The organism is Micromonospora thermarum (genome assembly GCF_012034245.1).
Lineage (GTDB): Bacteria > Actinomycetota > Actinomycetes > Mycobacteriales > Micromonosporaceae > Micromonospora > Micromonospora thermarum.
On the sequence record NZ_JAATEO010000051.1, the window covers coordinates 1 to 18,229 of the forward strand.

Consider the following 18,229-nt stretch of genomic DNA (forward strand, 5'->3'; position numbering starts at 1 on the left):
CTTCATAGGCTGGTCGATGACCTCGACGGCGGAGACGCTGACGAGACCGTCAAGTTCGCCCTTGACGGAGTCCAGTATGAGATAGACCTGTCGAGCGCCAATGCCGAGAAACTGCGTGACGTATTCGCGCCGTACGTCGCTCACGGCACGAAGGTCGGCCGAGGTGGCGTGGTCGTGGGTGGCCGCGCTGCCCGGGGCCGGGGCGGGGCCGCCATCGACCGCGAGCAGAACAAGGCGATCCGGGCGTGGGCCAAGAAGGCCGGCAAGGACATCTCCGACCGCGGCCGGATCCCGCAGGAGATCGTCGACGAGTACCACTCGAAGGCAGGCCGCTGACCCGTCCATGTCAGATGTAGATGTAAAGACTGAACCGCCCCGGGTTTTGTGGAGACCTCAGCTGTTGGCTCCAACCACCTCGCGGGGCTGGGGTGGAGCGTAGAACATCGACTCGTATTCGGTGGGTGGGACGTGCCCGATGGCGGAGTGCAGGCGCTGGTTGTTGTACCAGTCGCCCCACTCGGCGGTGGCCAGTTCGACCTGGGCGAGGCTGCGCCCCGGACCTCGGGGTTTGATCAGCTCGGTCTTGTAGAGGCCGATGGGGGACTTCATCACCGCGTTGTCCAGGGCATCGCCGACACTGCCGATCCAGGCGTCGATACCGGCATCGAGCAGGTGGGTGGTGAAGCGGAATGACGTGTACTGACTGCCCGCATCGTTGTGATGTACCAGGCCCGCGCCGACCGGTTGCCCGGCGCGGTCACGGCGTCACAACCCCATGTCCAGGGCGGCCAGGACCAGCGGGATGCGTTTGTTCGTCGCCGCGGACCAACCCACGATCGCACCGGGAGTAGACGTCGACGACGAACGCGACGTAGACGCCGGATCAGGCGGCGACGTGGGTGAGGTCCGCGACCCAGCACCGATTCGGCCGGGCGGCGGTGAAGTCCCGGTTGAGCAAATCGGCGGCCCGTTCATGCCCGGAATCGGCGGTCGTGGTGCGGATCTTCTTGCCGCCGACGACGCCGGTCAGGCCGGCGTCACGCGTCAACCGTTCGACCGTGCACCGGGCCGTCGGGTGCCCTTGGCGGCGCAGCTCGTGCCAGATCTTGCGGGCTCCGTAGACGCCGTAGTTCGTCGAGTGGATCTCGCGGACCGGATCTGTCAGCTGCGCATCACGCACCTGCCGCTTCGACGGCGGACGCTTCTTGGCCGCCCAGTAGCCGCTCGGGGTGATCTGCAGCCCGTGCTGGCGCAGCACGGGCTGCAGATCGGCTCGACTCCGCCGAAGCGGTCCCGATGCTCGTCGACGAACCTCACGAGCGTGTCGTAGGCCGGTAGAGCTCGGCCGCGAAGAAAGCCGACGCATCCTTCATGATCTCATTCGCCCGACGCAGCTCGGCGTTCTCCCGCCGCAGCCGCTTCAGCTCCGCAGACTCCTCCGACGTCACCCCCGGCCGCCGGCCCTCGTCGACCTGCGCGCCCACTTACGCAACGTCTCGGCCGTGCCAATCCCGAGCCGGGCCGCCACCGCCGTGATGGCCGCCCAGTCCGACTCGTAGTTCGGCCGCACCTCCGCGACCATCCGCACCGCCCGTTCTCGCAGCTCCTGCGGATACGGCTTCGTTCCTGCCCTCTCTCGATCCTTCCCGAGCGGGGAAGTCTCCAAGAACCGAGGCGGTTCACCGGTGCAATCGTGCAGCCCGGGCGCCTGCTGAAATCTGACTGTGCCCATGGCCGCTTGCTCGTGCTCACTGGGACCTTCACTCGTGTACCCGCAGCATCCTCAAGGCGAGGTTCAACCGGGGGAGCGCATCGGGAGCAGCTGGGAGCACTAGAAGGCATCGAATAGGCACCTGATCATGCCTATATTTCTTGTTTCCGCACGTCTTTGCCCCGTCAGTGCCGTTGATGGTCGAGCGACCTCTTCGGGAAGACCGAAGTATTCGCCGTGCTGCATCAAGGCTGGCGCGAGTGCCTGTTGAGCCGAGGGGAGAGGAGGCGGCGGACGCTCCTCTCCCCTCGAGCTATCTCATCCGAGGGTGTTGGGTTGTGCGCCGAGAAGGATTTCGTTCCAGCCGGAGGCGTTTACCGGGTCGGTTGGGTAGAAGACGATGTCGCTGCCGCTTCCGTCGTAGGGGTTGGTGTCGACGTATCGTCCGAGGCCGGTGTCGGTGCGCCGCCCGTAGTAGACGCCCCCTCCTGGGGATGCGAGTTGGGTCATGATGTTCCAGGTGGAGCTGCGCAGGGTGTAGTCGAGCCAGTTCGCGGGCCCGTTGATCTTGTAGGACATGAGGCGTCCGTCGCTGGTGGTTCCGAGGATCCAGGATGGGCCGGTTGCGGTGAGTGTGTCGAGGGTGAAGCCGCTGTCGATGTATGTGTTGTTGATGATGTTCGCGCTGGTGGGTTTGCTGCTGGTGATGTCGTATCGGCGGAGGTTGCCGGCGGCGATGCCGAAGAGTTTGCCGGTGCCGTCGTAGGTGAGCCGGTCGTGGGTCCATCCGCTGCTGAACAGTTCGACGGGTGGGCTGAATCGGAGGGCTAGGTCGGCGGTGAGGATGTCGACTCGGTAGAGCTTGCCGGTGGTGTTGGTGACGAGCAGGGTGGTGGCGTTGATGACGGCCATGGCTTTGGGGGTGAAGCCGAGGGTGCTGGCGGAGACGAGTTTCTTAGTCCGGTCGCCGGTGTCGGAGTCGATCTGGGTGTAGGTGAGTCGTCCGTCGGAGAGGGCGCCGATGAGGGTGACGTTTCCGGTGGAGACGGTGTTCCAGGTCTGCGCTAGGGCGAGGGCTCCGGTGTACCAGCCGCCGTTGGCGCCTGCGGCACGGTGGTGGCCGATGCGGAAGCTGCTGTTGGCGTTCCAGGTCGCTGCGGGTTTGGTGTGCCCGACGTTGGCGCCATTGACGTACAGCGTCAGCGTCGAGGTTGTCTTCTCGTAGGTGACGGTGAGGTGGGTCCAGATGCCGAGGCGCGCGCTGTTGGGGCCGGCGGTGACGACGTCAAAGACGGGGGAGGTGACGTCGGTGCGGGGCATGGCGACGCGCCAGGACTTGTCGCTGGCGTCGGTCCAAAGTTTGTAGCCGTAGGTGTTGACGCCGTCCTGGGAGAGCAAAGTGCCGCCGTAGGCGGTGGGTTTTGCCCAGACGGAGACCGTGAAGTCGGCGTTGGTGGCCGCGGCGGATCCAGTGGTGCTCAGGCCGCCGTTGCTGCCGTTGAAGTCGGCGTTGGGGCTGAAGGTGTCGCCGGTGCTCCAGGTGACACCGCCGGTGGCGGTGGCGTGCAGGGTGCCGCTGGTGTCCTCGGCCGTGGTCACGGCGCCTGATTCGGCGTCGTTGAGTTGCCAAGTGTGGTTGGACGTGATGAGGGTTTGGGCGGGAGCGGCGGCGATGGTGCCGGTGTTTCCGTTCTCGCTGATGGTCAGGTTGGTCACGTGCCAGGGGGTTGCGGATGAACCTGCGCCGACCGTCCACAGGTCCGGGGTGCCGTTGCCGTCGATGTCAGCGGCGCGCAGGCCGAGCGTGGCGCTGGTGTTCCAGCCGGTGGCGCGAAGGGTGTAGGGGGTGTAGCTGAGCTCGGAGGTTTCCGGGTTGAACGTGAACTGGTTCCACAGGTGCAAGGCGCCGGTGCCGGGGTTCCAAAGGAACATGGCTGTGCCGGTGCTCGTTTGGGCGGTGGCGATGGTCCAGTTGTCCCAGTCGCTGCCGCCTGCCGGGGTGGGTGTGTCGATGGGCTGCGTCTGCCAGTAGTCACCCGCGGTGAGTCCGACGGGATAGTAGAGAAGGCTGTAGCCGTTGGTGGCGTCGCCGCTGATGCCGATGAGGTCCGGGAAGCCCGTGCCCCGGGGGTCCCCGGCGGCGGTGAGCTGGCGTGGCGAGTTGCTGTTCATGTCGAGCAGGAGGTCGGCGATGATCGGGACTCGGTTCTCGTCGCGTTGTCCGTGGATGGTGGAGCCGTCGCCGTTGCCGCGGAGGATGCTCGCACCGCCGGCGTTGTCGCCGGTGGTTTGATAGACGAGGATGTCCTGCAGCCCTTCGCCGAAGAACCGGCCGGTGCTGACTTGTGTGCCGGTGTAGTTGTCTGGTCCGGCGGTGGCACCGACGTGGAAGCCGTGGGCGCCGATGTTGGTGGCGGCGCGGCTGATGCCGATGGCGGCGCCGCCGGTGGCGAGCCACAGTCCGGCGGGCAGGTCGTGGGTGCCGCCGACGGTGACCAGGTCGGCGACTCCGTCGCCGGTCATGTCACCGTCCGCAGCCGGGGTGGGGGCGGCGGAGTTGAACGTGATGCTGGCGCTTTCACCGATGTTGCCGCCGGCGGAGGCGCTGGTGACGGTGAGGGTGTTGGTGTAGCGGGTGGGGACGACGGAGACGGTGGCGTTGCCGCTGGTGTCGGCGGCGACGTCGATGGGCGGGCCGGCGTTGAGCTGGTACACGTAGGCGCTGGGTGTCGTTCCGCTGGCCTTGCTGAAGGTGAAGGTGGCGGGCTGGCCGATGACCGTCGGGACAGTCGGCTGTGTGACGGAGGGTTGGCCGGGCCGTGAGGGGTCGAAGGTGAACTTGCAGGTTGCCGACCAGTCGCTGGGTGTGCGGAAGTCGGTGGCCTGCACCTTCCAGGAGAACGTCGTCAGCTGACCGCTGGCGGCAGCTTGCAGTTTGGCGACGGGCACGATGAGTACCGCGGTGCTGCCGGAGGGGTATGTCAGCAGGTTGGGGTCGGAGGAGGCGAGCGCGGTCTGGGTGCTGTCGGAGGTCTTCCACAGCTTGAACGACACGCCGAGCACCCCGCCGTTGCGGTCAGACACCGGGGCGTAGAGCCGGACGTCGGCGTCACCGACAACAGTGGGGGTGGCGGCGGTGCACGAGGTGACGGGAGAGGTGGTCATCCCCGTGGGGGTGTTGGGCTTGTGGTTGTAGAGGATGGTCAGCGTAGGGCTGGTTTCGAGGAACTCTTTCCAGCTTTGTGTGTCGGTGGCTTCGTTGGCGGCGACCATCCACACGGTGCGGGTGCCGCGATTCTCGGCCACGTCCGCCTTGATGCGGTCGATGATGTCGAAGGAAACATCGTTGGCGTTGCATCCGCTGTAGCCGTAGGCGAAGCTTTTCGACGCGATGGCGGTGCCCTTGCTGACCCCCTCCCAGTAGTTCCATGTCGCGTTCGACGAGGTCAACGTCGTCCCTGGGCCGTACACGTTGACGGTCTTTGCGGTGCAGCTCCACGACCAGGTGTTGCGGATCTTGAAAGTGGCGGAGTTGATTTCCGCGCCCTTCAAGGTGCTATACGGCACGGGAAAGTTGATGAGTGTGTTGGAGCGTTGGCTGCCGGCGTTGCCGACCTGCATCCGCCCATTCGGGTCAGGTGTGTCCTTCCAGTAGTTCGTGTCTTGATGCTGATAGGAGATCGTGGCCCAGCCGGTGTTGGCCGAGCCGTACGGGGTCCAGGTGAACGTCGGGTCGATGTAGACCGGGTACACGGTCTTCGGGTCTGTCAGCAGGGCGGGGTCGGGTTCAAGCGTGAGGCTGCTGTCGGTCACCTGCACCTCGACGGGCGCCGTGCGCGCGGCTGACCCGGGCGCCTGGCTGCTCGACGGCGACGGCGACGGTGACGGGGCGGGGGATGGGCTCTGTGTGCTGTCGGACGCGGCGGCCTGTCGCGCCGTGGGCTGCGTGGCGGTGGAGTCCCACATGACGGCGGCGGGGGCGGTCATGACGGCGGTGCCGCGGCGGTCGCGTCCGGTGATGTTGCCGGCAGTGTCAGCTTTGAGCGTCAGTCCGCGTGTGGTGAGAGGCAGCTCGAGGCGGGCCAGCTTCGGGTTGGCGGCGGCGGTGGCGTCGCGCACGACGAATACGTGGGAGAAGCCGCCCTCGGGGCTGACGGTGACGGTGAGATCGACCCCGGGGAGCACACCGGGGTAGGTGGCAGTGGGCCCGGCGAGATTGGGCGTGGGCAGAGTCATGGGAGCGGTGAGCGTCAGTGACTGATCGCCCCTGACCATCTGCACCAGAGGGGTGGTGCCGCCGCCCGAGAGCGTGATGTCGTGGGTGGTGGTGGAGGGTGTGATTCGGCCGTCGGCTTGCCGCACCAGGGTGGGGTCGAGGGACTTCCACTGTCCGTCGACCCGCTTGCGGATCGGCACGGCGGACAGGGCGAGTTCGACCTGACCGTCAGGGCGGGCGGTCACCACCTGGCTGGCGGTGCCCGCGGCGGTTGCCTCGACCGGCTCACCGGTTCGCTTCGCGGTAGCCAAGGCGTCGTCGAGTGGCACGCCGGATGGGGTGTTCGCAGCCGGTGCCGCGACCGCCGACGCCTTCGCCGGCACGGCGGGATGGCCGACCAGAGTGGCGCTGGCGAAAAGGCCGAGTAGGGCAGCGGAGGCAACAGATCGCCTCGCAAGTGAGGTAGGTCGGGGCATGGGTGGCTGGCTCCCCCGTCATCATGATCGTGGACTGGCGCCAGTAGTGAACCAGCCGTCGCACCCGGAGGGAAGATCCAAAGTAACGCACGGTCGCCCAGCTAGCGCGATCTGCCACCGATTGCCGCCCTCGCGTCCAACTGGCCTGCTTCGGTTGCTTTGGACGGCATCGGTCTGCGTCAGTCCCCGTCCGCCACGCCCGAAACGATCAATCGTTATCCCGCCGTTACCTTCGAAGCTGGTGAACATGCAAGATTGTTTGCCGCCACGGGGTGCGCGGTCCGGCACGAAGCGTGGTCTCGCCTATCTCCGGTTCAAGGGGGATCCATGGTCCGGCTCGCCGGCTCACACCTGTTCAGCCGTCGCACGAGGACAGCGGCGGTGCTCACGGTGGCGGCATTGGTTGTGGGATTGGCGAACGGTCCGGCAGCCAGCGCCAGGCCGGACCGCCCGGAGGTCGTGTTACCGCCGCCGCCGTCACCTGGCCGCGCGGTCACCGGCGTCAAGCCGCTACCCATGAAGTTCACGACGCCGCCAGACGACGCGAAGTCGACCTACCGTCCGACACGGACGGCGTGGCCGAAGGCTGCACGAGCGCGCCTGTCCCTGACGACGCCGGCCTCCGCGACGGCAGCGCAGACCAGGTCGCGGGCCGCCGGCGTCCCGGTCTGGGCGCAGCCGTTGGCCCAGGGCGGGCGGTACAGCGGTCCGCAGCGCCTCGATGTCCGTGTCGTCGACCGTGCTGCGGCGCAGGCGGCCGGGGTCGACGGTCTGCTGCTCACGGTCACCCCCGAACCGGCGGCCGGTGTGCCCGCCCGGTCCGGCCGGGTGCGCATCGGCGTGGACTACGCTGACTTCGCCGAGGCTTACGGGGGTAACTACGGCTCCCGGTTGCGGCTGGTGCGCCTGCCGGCCTGCGCAATGACTACCCCGCAGGTCGCGAACTGCCGCACGCCGCAGCCGCTGTCGTCGACCAACGACTCGGGGGCCCGCACCGTGTCGGCCGACATCCCGCTGACCAGTGTCGACGCCGACGCGGGTGTGTCGGGTGCGACGGTGCTGGCCGCGGTGGCGAGCGCGGGTGAGGAGGGCGGCCCGGGCGGCACCTACGCGGCCTCTGACCTGAAGGCGTCGGGATCCTGGGCCGCGGGTGGCAGCACCGGCTCGTTCACCTACTCCTATCCGATCGTGGTCCCGCCGGCCCGGTCGAAGCTGATGCCGGACGTGTCGCTGTTCTACGACTCCAGCAGCGTCGACGGGCAGACCGTCTCCACCAACGCGCAGGCCTCCTGGGTGGGCGACGGATGGTCGACGCCGAAGTCGTACATCGAGCAGACTTTCGCCTCCTGCAAGGACAACCCCGGCGGCAGTCCGTCCCCGGTGGCAACCGATGACCGCTGCTGGGCCGGGCAGATCCTGACGCTGTCGCTGAACGGCTCCACCACCGCACTCGTCTGGGACCAGACCAAGCAGGTGTGGAAGTCGCAGAATGACACCGGCGCCGTCATCACCCGCGTGCCGGGCAACGGCTCCGGCACCCATGGCGGCGAGTTCTGGCGCATCACCGAACGCAACGGCACCGTTTACGAGTTCGGCCGCAACCGCCTGCCGGGCTGGGCCTCCGGTAAGACCGAAACCAAGTCCGTCGACCACGTCCCGGTGTACTCGCCCCACTCGGGCGACCCCTGCTACAACGCAGCCGGCTTCAGCTCCTCGGTCTGCACGATGGCCTACCGGTGGAACCTCGACTACGTCACCGACGTCCACGGCAACGCGATGGCCTACTACTACGACCAGGCCACGAACTACTACGGCCGCAACAAGGGCGCCACCGATGTGGCCTACATCCGCGACAGCTGGCTGACCCGCATTGACTACGGCTTCACCGACGGCAACGCCTACAACACCGTGCCGAACCGGGTGCTGTTCCACACCGGCGACCGCTGTCTCGCCGGCACCTGTTCCCCGCTCAACGACACCACCAAGGCCAACTGGCCGGACGTGCCGTTCGACCTCATCTGCGCCAGCGGCACCGACTGTGACGACTGGAGTCCGTCGTTTTTCTCCACCGTCCGTCTCACCTCGATCGAGACGCAGCAGTACGACACCGGCACCGCCAGGCACGAGAAGGTCGACACCTACGCGCTGACTCACACCATTCCGCCGACGGGTGACGGCACCTCACCGACGCTGTGGTTGTCCTCGATCGCCCGTACCGGCCACGACCTCAGCGGCGGCGGCTCCACTACCCCTATCACCCTGCCGTCGGTCAGCTTCGGCGCCAAGAAGCTCGCCAACCGGGTCGACATCCTCGGCGGCCGCCCGGCGCTGTACCGGCAGCGCATCGAGACCATCACCACCGAAACCGGGTCGGTCATCACCGTCTCCTACGAATTACCGCAGCCCTGCGCGGCCCCGGTGTCGCAGAGCCCGGCATCGAACACCAAGTCCTGCTACCCGGTGTACTGGACACCGGAGGCCTATCCGGAGCCGGTGCTGGACTGGTTCAACAGGTACGCCGTCACCAAGGTCAGCGCGACCGACCCCACCGGCGGCGCACCCGCAACCGCTACCAGCTACGAGTACGTCGGCGGTGCGGCGTGGCGGTACGACGAAAACGAGGTCGTCAAGGCCAAGTACCGCACCTACGGCCAGTTCCGCGGATACGGCAGGGTCAAGGTGCGCTCCGGCGACGGCAGCAACGACCCGCGGACGCTGTCGGAGACGACCTACTACCGGGGCATGTCGAAGAACAACAACACCACGGTCGTCACCGTCACCGACTCCGCCGGCGGCGTCCACGAAGACCTCGACCAGCTCGCCGGCCGGGAACTGGAAACCACCACCTACCTCGGCGACGGCGGCGCCGTCGACAAATCGACGGTCACCGCCTACTGGGTGTCCAACGCGACCGCCACCCGCAACCGCACCGGCCTGTCTCCGCTGACGGCCACCCTGAGCGCACCTGTTCAGGTGTGGAGCCGACAGGCGGTCACCACCGGCGGCACCACCACCTGGCGGTACAACCAGACCGACAGCTCCTACGACACTTCCATCACCTCGCCGACGTTCGGCCTGCTCAAGCACACCTACGACCACACCGTCCCGGTTAACCCCGCCTACGACCGGTGCACCACCACCGGCTACGCCCCGGTCAACACCGTCAAGAACCTGGTCGGTCTCGTCGCCCAGGTGGAGACCGTTTCCGTGGCGTGCGGCGGCTTCACCCAGGGCTCACCGGCCACCGTGCCGGCAACCACGAACACGCTCACCGCCCCGGCCGTCGTCAACCGGCCTGCGCAGGTCATCTCCCACGTACGCACCTACTTCGACGACCCCACCTTCGCCGAGACGTTCCCGCAGGCCACCGCGCCGAGCAAGGGCAACGTGACGATGATCCGCAAGGCCGTCGGCTGGAACGGCAGCGCGTACACGTACCAGACGACCGACCGCGCCGACTTCGACGCGTACGGCCGCGGCACCGCCATCTACGACGGCAACGGCAACAAGACCCGCACCGACTACACCGACAACGCCGCCGGCCTCACCACCTCAATCACCGTCACCAACGCCGACAACCACGACATCACCACCACCATCAAGCCACGACGGAACCTCACCACCGTCACCACCGACGCGAACGATGTCGTCACCACCCAGCAATACGACGCCCTCGGCCGCGCCACCGCCGTCTGGCTAGCATCCCGACCCACCACCAGCACCGCCCACGTCAAGTTCGCCTACACCGTCTCCAAGACCGGCCCCACCGCCACCACCACCGAACAGCTCACCCGCAACAACGAATACCTGCCCAGCACCACCATCTACGACGCCCTGCTCCGCGTCCGGCAAACTCAGACCTGGACTCCGAACGGCGGCCGGCTCGTCAGCGACAGCTTCTACGACAGCCGCGGCTGGGTTGGTGCCACGTACGACGGCTGGTGGGACGCCTCCACCGGCCCCAACGGCACCCCCGTCTACACAGACGGCCTGCAGAAGAAGGCGCTCCACCAGACCTTCCACACCTACGACGGCCTCGGCCGCGTCATCCAGACCGACACCCGCCGCGATGGCCTCACCAAATCGACGACCCGCTCCGTCTACAACGGTGACCGCACCACGGTCATCCCCCCGACCGGTGGTACCACCACTGCGGCAGTCGTGGACCCGCTCGGCCGCACCGAGAAGCTGATTCAGTACACCTCGGCGCCGACCCTGCAAAGCCCCGCCAACCCGTTCACCGGCATCCACTACCTCAGCGGCGGCGCCACCCAAACCACAAGCTACGGCTACAACGGGCAGGGCCTGCAGTCCAGCCTCACCGACACCGCCGGCAACACCTGGACCCGCCAATACAACCTCCTCGGGCAGGTCACCAGCCGGGACGACCCCGACACGGGCGTGACCACCAGCAAGTACGACGGCGCGGGCAACCTCACCGAGGTCACCGACGCCCGCAACAAGACCGTCTCCTACACCTACGACAATCTCAACCGCAAGACCGGCAGCTACGCCGCCCCCATCAGCGGCCAGTCGACCACCAACAAGCTCGCCGCCTGGGTATACGACAACGACAACGCCGTCGCCAGCGTCACCAATCCGATCGGCAAGCTGACCACCAGCATCGCCTACCGCGGCGGCGCTGAGTACAGCACCCAGTACAAGGGTTTCACCGTCTTCGGCGCCTCCACCGGCGAAACCATCACCATCCCCGCCACCGAAGGCCTACTTGGCAACACCTACTTCTTCGGCCACAGCTACGACACCATCCTCGGCAAACCGCTGATCGACAGCCACCCGGCCCGCGGCAACCTGCCAGCAGAAAGCGTGCGCTACGGCTACAACGCCTACGAGCTACCCACGACCCTCAGCGGCCTCGCGGCATACAGCAACGCCACCGACTACGACTCCTGGCGCCGGGTCAGCCGGAACGCCGTCGGCTCCGCCAGCAGCCTCGCCTCCATCGTCAACACCTACGACGACCACTTCGGCTGGCGCACCCAGCAGCTGGTCACCAAGACCACGTCCACCACCGCCACTACCAACGTCGACAAGCAGGACTACCTGTACGACCAGGTCGGCAACATCATCAAGAAAGCCGACACCCGCTACGAACCCACCACCAACACCGAAACCCAGTGCTACCGCTACGACGCCCTACGCCGCCTCACCAAAGCCTGGACCGCCACCGACAACTGCGCCGCCACACCCACCATCAGCAACCGCACGATGGTCGGCAGCGGCATCGGCTCCACCAGCGCCTACTGGACCGAATGGACCATCGACCCCGTCGGTAACCGCACCAAACAAATCCAGTACTCACCGACCGGCGGCCAAGCCAACGACATCACCACCGACTACACCCACGACGGCAACGGCGCCGGCCAACCCCACACCCTCACCAGCACCTCCGGCGGCCTCACCGGCAGCACCACCTACACCTACGACCCTGCCGGCAATATGACCACCCGCGAAGCCGGCCAAGGCACCCAAACCCTCACCTGGGACGACACCGGCGAACTCACCTCCGTCACCGGTAGTACCGGCGGAAACACCTCCTTCGTCTACGACGCAGACGGCAACCTCCTCATCCAGAAAGACCCCGGGAAGAACACGCTCTACCTGCCCGGCACCCAAATCACCCTCAACACCAGCACCGAAGCCCTGAGCGGCGTCCGCTACTACCCCCTGCCCGGCGGCGCCACCGCCATCCGCACCGGCAGCACCACCGCCTACTCCTTCGCCATCCCCGACCACCAAGGCACCCCCACCCTCTACCTCAACAACACCGCCCAAACCCCCACCTGGCGCCAATACACCCCCTACGGCGGACCCCGCGGCGCCACAGTCGTAGTGCCGGACAACCGCGGCTTCCTAAACCAGCCCCTGAACACGACCACCGGGCTCACCCAGATTGGCGCCCGCAACTACGACGCCACCATCGGCCGCTTCATCAGCGTCGACCCCATTCAGGACCTCGACGACCCCCAACAGTGGAACGGCTACGCCTACGCCAACAACAACCCCACCACGTACTCAGACCCCACCGGCCTGGAATACTTCGAGGACGCATGGGGTGGCGGCCAAACCTCCCCTGGTGGCAACGGCGGCTCCGGCGCACCCCCGATTGTCAGCGGCCAACCCTCCAACCCCTACCACGACGTCCAAGTCGGCGGTGACCCTCGTAGCGGCAGGACCACCAGGGGCGACAAGGCAGTAAGCCTTGACGACGTCGCACGACTCATGACGAATTCCCAGTTCGACTACCGCAACCTGGATCCGGTCGACAAGCGCCACGCCATGTGGGGAGCCTTCTGCTACAACTCGCCCGATGTCTGCGCACAATTCGATGCCGAACGCGAAAAGCAGTTCCGCAAAATCATCAGCACGATCGTGCTCGAGCTTAGCGGCGTGCAGGACATCATGGACTGCGCAGGAGGAAGTGTCTCCGGCTGCGCCTTCACGGCCGCCGGCTTGGTGCCGATCGCTGGCAAGACCAAGGCGGGCGTCAAGATCGGCGAGGCCTTCGTCAACGTAGCTCGCCATGCAGACGACCTGCCGCCCGGTGTGCCCACCTCTTGCGCCCTAAGAAGCTTCAGCGGCGACACCGAAGTTCTGATGGCGGATGGCACCACCAAGCCGATCAAGGACATTCGAGTCGGGGACCTTGTGCTGGCCACCGACCCGCAGACGGGTGAGGAAGGCCCCCGCGAGGTCACGCACCTGTGGGTCCACAAGGACCAACTCATCGACCTCAGGGTGGACGGCGGTGACCTCACCACCACCGAGGACCACCCGTTCTGGAACGAAACAGATCAGCAGTGGCAGGACAGCCAGGCCCTCGATCCAGGCGACCTCCTGTACACGGCCTTGGGAAGAACAGTCGCTGTCACCGGGCTCGACTGGAACAGCATCCAATACGGCCTGGCATACAACCTCACCGTCGATGGCATCCACACGTACTATGTGCTCGCTGGCAACACACCGGTCCTCGTCCACAACGTCGGCGAAAGCTGCGTTGTCAATCAGACCCTTGGCGCTGGAGCGTATGCGCGGGAAGGTGTCGGACTGGTGGATGGCAACATCAATGCCCCGGGTGTTCGGGACTTGGTTGATGAAGCAGGGAACGCATATGGATGTCACGTCTGCGGTGCTACAACTTCCGGAACCCGATCCGGCGGCTGGATCCCCGACCACCAGCCAGCGACTGCGGCTGTTGCTCCAGGCACACCGCAGACCGCCTACCCGCACTGTCTTCCGTGCGCTAGACAGCAAGGTGGTATAGTGCGGCAACTAATCGGAGGAAATTATGAGTTCTCCTGATGCTAACCTGCTTGGCTCGTTCGTGATGTTCTTCGACCATGGCTTGCTCGTGATCGAGGACGCCGAGAGTGGGGCAGCTCACGAGGACTGGGACGCCGCATCTGAGTACGTGCACTTCGACCAGGACTCGCTGTATGTTGCCGTACAGAGTGTCGTCGACGGCGCTGTGGCGGTAACTGCTTATCGTGACAGCGCACCGAGCCATGAAACAGAAGGATTAGTCGAGGCATTCTCTGGGGAATTTGATTCAGAGTTCGGTCGCTTCCGCATTCATGATTCGGACAACCGGGCGGTCTTAACGATTACAGGGAGGCGTGGGCGAAACCGCGTAACCGTTCTTGTGGATGAATTCAATTGGGCGGCGCGCGTGGTCGTGACTATAGGTGTGCCGGCATAACGGAACATTGTGCGTGAAGGGTCAGGCGGTGGTGTTCGTTGCTACTGCCTGGCTCGACTGGAACAGCATCCAGCACGGCTTGGCCTACAACCTCACCGTCGATGGCATTCACACGCACTATCTGCTGGCTGGTGAAACACCGGTCCTCGTCCACAACACGATTGGTTGCTCCCGAAACGCGATTCCAGCGGAGTCTCTCGATGTAATTAATTCGGGCACCGGACCGCGGCGAGGAGCGCGAATACGCCGCCGTAGGAGTGACCCACGAGGTGAGTGGGCCGATCCATCAGCCCAGTGGCCGGCGAGCATGGGGTTGCTTCGATCCATGCGTGCTGGCCGGTCAGCCTGCATGGCGTAAGCGCTCGATGCCCAGGGCGGGACAGCGAACCCACGTCATGTCGGGTCGCTCAGTGTCTTGTCGGCAGGCGGCAGCCCACGACACGGCCACCTCTCAGCTGGCTACGTTCGCCGAGCTGGTCCCGCACACCGGCTCGGCTCCCGCCGGCAATCGGGCGGCGCAGCGATGACCGACGCCAACCTCGCGGACCAGATCCGTACCCTGCACACCGAAACGATCGCCGCCATCGAGCAGCGGCAGGCTCTGGCCCCCGTCGAGGCCCGGTCCGCTCTCATCGCCGCGCTGCGGAACAGGCTGGTCTGCCGGCCCGGCTGCGAGGACGCCCTCGCCACGTGGGGCCTGGAACCGCTGCCGCAGCGCTGGACCGTCTCCGCCCAGGCGCAGCTGTCGTACACCCGCCCGCACGACGACCTGGCAACAGCCGGTTCAGTTCGCCTTCGACGTACCGCTGCACCTGGGCGTGGACTCGTCCGGCGCCGTGGGTGTGGTCCAACTGCCGGAACATCGCCAAAGCGGTCTCCGCCGGATGAAGATCCTCTTCGTCGACTTGGTCAGGCGAGCCGGGTCGTCCGGCCACGGGCAGGCGGGGTCTCGCTGAAGCGTTCAGCCAGTCCAGCGCGGCGCGGTCAAGAACGCCTGGCTGGAACGGAACGCGGACGACCATGTCCGCCATCCCGGGCGTCTCCGCCGATTGGGTGGGCAGCAGGGTGCCGGCGTTGGTTGAACCGCTCGGGGAAGTTGCCCGCTTACCCTCGCTGGCGCGACTTCCCTCGAGAAGCGGTAGCAGGCGGGTCAAGGCCCCTCCGGCCGCCAACGCCCTGTCGCAGGCCTCGACGAATTCCCGGGATGGGAAACGGTCCGCAGTCTCGATCCGACGCACCAGGTCGGCGCTGAAGCGGATCATCGCGCCGAGTCGCGCCTGCGAGATGTTGGCCCGCTCCCGCAGCCGACGCAGCTCGGCACCGAAGAAGTGGCGCTCTGACAGGGACGGCTGGAGCGTTCGCGGGGTCTGGCCCATAGCACCGCCTCCTCTGGCTGTTCACACCACCATGGCGATGAGCAGCATGGATATCGCGCACATAGGGTCACTCAGTGTTCAGCGCGGCGCAACCAAGAACACCGAGATGCGTAGAGGCGGGAGAAGCTCATCGGTGGCGCACATGCGGACAACCGCTTCGTCCGCATGCTTGGCATTCACTCCACCGCCTCGACGGGCGAGTGTGGAGACGGGCCGGGCTACTCGTCAGATCCGCCCCTGACTTGAACGAGCGCGGGAGGTTGCAATGGAGCAGGAGACCGCTCCGCCGCCGTGATCTTGATACACGCCGGCTGCGCCCTGGGCCTTGCCGCCGTGCGAGCGATCATGCGTATCGGCATCCGCGCATATGGCTGGGGCATCCACGCGCCAGCAGGACGCAACCTTCGGCCGGCACCACATCGACTTCAGACTTCCGTGTGACTTGGCGAGTCCAGCGGCTTGACGCTCTGTTGAGCCCGAGGAGAGCGGAACGGCGGGCCATCCGATCGGGAGGCCCTGACGGAAAGGGAGAGCACCCGAATGAGTGTCGAGACGGTGAGCGGCGAGGATTTCCACGCCGCAATGGTCGATCAGCTCGTCGCTGATCACGCGGAGAAGGGGCTGATCATGCGGCCCGAGGTGGAGGCGGCGCTACGGTCCGTGCCACGCCATCTGTTCACTCCGGATGCCGCGCTGACGGAGGCCTACCGGGCCGACCAGGCCGTGGTGACCAAGCGGATCGGCGACGAGGCCGTCAGCTCGGTGTCGGCGCCGTGGCTCATCGCGGAGATGCTCGGTCAGGCAGCCGACGCCATCGACGGCGGGTTGCCCGGCCGCCACGTCCTCGAGATCGGCTCCGGCGGATACAAACGCCGCGCTGCTGCGCGAGCTGGTCGGCCCGTCGGGCTCGGTCACGACCGTAGACATCGATCGAGAGGTGACCGAGCGGGCCACCGCCTGCCTCACAGCGGCGGGTTACGACGACGTGGCCGTGGTGTGCGCGGACGCCGAGCAACCGGTCAGCCCGGGCCGTTCATACGACCTGATCATCGTCACGGTCGGCGCATGGGACATTTCCCCGGCCTGGACCGCGCAGGTCGCCGAGAACGGAACGCTGGTCGTACCGCTGCGGACGTTCGGGATGACCCGCTCGTGGGCGATGCGTCGGACGGGGGACCGGCTGGTCAGTCACAGCCAGCGGTTGTGCGGGTTCGTGTCGATGCAGGGCGCCGGGGCGCATGAGGTGCGGTACGTCGACATCGCTGACGGGGTGCACCTGCGGCTGGACGAGGACCAGCAGGTCAATCGCCACGCCGTAGGTGAGCTGTTGGCGCAGCCGCAGACGCAGGCGTGGGCCGGGGTGAGCCTGCCCCCTCGTGCCGTCCTGGCTGACCTCGACCTGTGGTTGGCGGCCCGCATCACCGATGCGGGACAGCAGTTCGTTGTTCTCACGGCTCAGCGGGAGGCCGTCGATGCGGGCGTCGTCGCCCCGGCGTGGCGCTTTGGCACACCGGCCGCCCTCAACAACGGCGCGTTCTGCTACCGCTCGACGCTGCGCTGGAACGACGACGACATGTTCGACCTGGGTGCCTGTGCGCATGGGCCCGATGCTGCGGCGGCGGCTGGTCGGATGGTCGAACAGTTGCGCGCGTGGCTGGATGCGGGCAGCCCCTCGCCGGTGCTGCACGTCCTGCCCGCTGGTACTCCCGACGGCGACCTGCCGGCCGGGACGGTGCTGGACAAGCGGCACAGCCGCTTCGTCCTCACCTTCACCCCCGCATAGAAGGGAACGCACGTGAACGAAACCGATGCCTCGGAGTTCGCCCTGGACGTCAGCCTGGTCGACGCGGGCCCCACCGCGGGCGGCTACGCCACCGCCACCGACGACGGATGCGGCTCGGGTAACACCGGTTCCAACGCCTGCACCACGAAGTGCGACGGCGGCAACTGACCCATCCGTTCCTCTCACGATCGGGCCCGGCGTCGAGCGCGCCGGGCCCGTCGATTCGGTGGTGCATCATGGTTCCCTCAAGTGGTGCGGCGCTGATCAGAATCGCCGCCTACCCAAAGGGCCTCGTTCTGCCTGCCTGGCCCGACTTGTTCCACGGTCATCCGGATCAGTGGCGCGAGTGGCTGGACAAGACGTGGACGCTGCCCGGGTTCGCGGCGGCCGTTACCTGCGCGGCGCCGCAGTTGGCCGACCAGATCCAACGCGCTCTGAGCGGTCCGGTGCCTCAGCAGCGGCTGCGGCGCCTGGTGCAATCAGCGGTCCGGTACCTGCTGCGCTGGACCACCCGTGCGACCCCGTTCGGCACGTTCGCCGGCGTGGCCCCGGTCCAGTTCGGCGCTCGCGCGACGGTCCGCCTGGGCGAGGCCCATCGCGCGGTCTCCCGCCCCGACGGCCAGTTCATCGCCGAGCACACCGCGCGGGCCGAACAGGACCTGGCCACTCTGCGCGCCGTCGTGGTGGTGACGAACTCGTTGGGATACCGGCGCGGCGACAAGTGGGTGCTGCCATGTGCCCACGCCAGCGCCGATTGGCGGTGGGACGTCGAGGTCCGCCTGACCGGCCCGATCCGTGCTGCGATTCAGGCGGCGCGGTCCCCGGTCAGCTTCGCCGAACTCGCCGCGACGATCGCCGGACCCGCCAGCATCGCCGACGCCGAGCGGCTGCTGGCCGAACTGGTCCACAACGGGGTGCTGCTGTCGGCCCTACGCCCGCCCATCACC

Annotated in this window: 6 protein-coding genes and 3 pseudogenes; 6 read left to right on the forward strand and 3 right to left on the reverse strand. The window is 66.8% G+C overall.

Annotated elements, in window-relative coordinates; genetic code table 11:
• The coding region (locus HCJ94_RS27940; RefSeq protein ID WP_168004008.1) for a histone-like nucleoid-structuring protein Lsr2 at window positions 1-336 on the forward strand (336 nt) is incomplete at its 5' end.
• A 57-nt stretch (window positions 337-393) separates the two neighbouring features.
• Here the strand turns inward: HCJ94_RS27940 and HCJ94_RS27945 are convergent.
• Both HCJ94_RS27945 and HCJ94_RS31325 read right to left on the reverse strand, forming a co-directional pair.
• A pseudogene (locus tag HCJ94_RS27945) lies at window positions 394-1,582 on the reverse strand (IS3 family transposase).
• A gap of 447 nt (window positions 1,583-2,029) precedes the next feature.
• Window positions 2,030-6,256 carry a LamG-like jellyroll fold domain-containing protein gene (locus HCJ94_RS31325; RefSeq protein ID WP_168004009.1) on the reverse strand — a complete coding sequence of 1,409 codons (4,227 nt, stop codon included), beginning with the start codon at window positions 6,254-6,256 and terminating at the stop codon, window positions 2,030-2,032.
• Window positions 6,257-6,730: 474 nt separating this feature from the next.
• Between HCJ94_RS31325 and HCJ94_RS31000 the strand changes: the two genes are divergently transcribed.
• Together HCJ94_RS31000 and HCJ94_RS27965 are read left to right on the forward strand one after the other, a co-directional pair.
• Window positions 6,731-13,726 carry an RHS repeat-associated core domain-containing protein gene (locus HCJ94_RS31000; RefSeq protein ID WP_305070269.1) on the forward strand — a complete coding sequence of 2,332 codons (6,996 nt, stop codon included), beginning with the start codon at window positions 6,731-6,733 and terminating at the stop codon, window positions 13,724-13,726.
• On the forward strand, window positions 13,713-14,123 hold the full coding sequence (locus tag HCJ94_RS27965; protein WP_168004010.1) for a hypothetical protein: 411 nt from the start codon (window positions 13,713-13,715) through the stop codon (window positions 14,121-14,123). Before HCJ94_RS31000 ends, HCJ94_RS27965 begins: the two co-directional genes overlap by 14 nt.
• A gap of 707 nt (window positions 14,124-14,830) precedes the next feature.
• Here the strand turns inward: HCJ94_RS27965 and HCJ94_RS27970 are convergent.
• Window positions 14,831-15,499 (reverse strand): annotated as a pseudogene (locus tag HCJ94_RS27970) (helix-turn-helix domain-containing protein); the annotation flags it as partial.
• Between the two features lie 540 nt (window positions 15,500-16,039).
• Between HCJ94_RS27970 and fxlM the strand changes: the two are divergent.
• The 3 genes and pseudogenes from fxlM to HCJ94_RS27985 form a co-directional block, all read left to right on the forward strand.
• A pseudogene (fxlM, locus tag HCJ94_RS27975) lies at window positions 16,040-17,282 on the forward strand (methyltransferase, FxLD system).
• 12 nt (window positions 17,283-17,294) lie between these two features.
• Window positions 17,295-17,450, forward strand: coding sequence for an FxLD family lanthipeptide (locus HCJ94_RS27980; protein ID WP_132180749.1), 156 nt, complete (start codon window positions 17,295-17,297; stop codon window positions 17,448-17,450).
• Between the two features lie 68 nt (window positions 17,451-17,518).
• Window positions 17,519-18,229: lantibiotic dehydratase (locus tag HCJ94_RS27985; RefSeq protein WP_205802044.1), on the forward strand; the 711-nt coding region annotated here is incomplete at its 3' end.

Excerpts from the sequence above, each read along its gene's own strand:
- HCJ94_RS31000 (WP_305070269.1), top strand. The coding sequence starts at position 6,731 with ATGGTCCGGCTCGCCGGCTCACACCTGTTCAGCCGTCGCACGAGGACA.
- HCJ94_RS27965 (WP_168004010.1), top strand. The coding sequence starts at position 13,713 with ATGAGTTCTCCTGATGCTAACCTGCTTGGCTCGTTCGTGATGTTCTTC.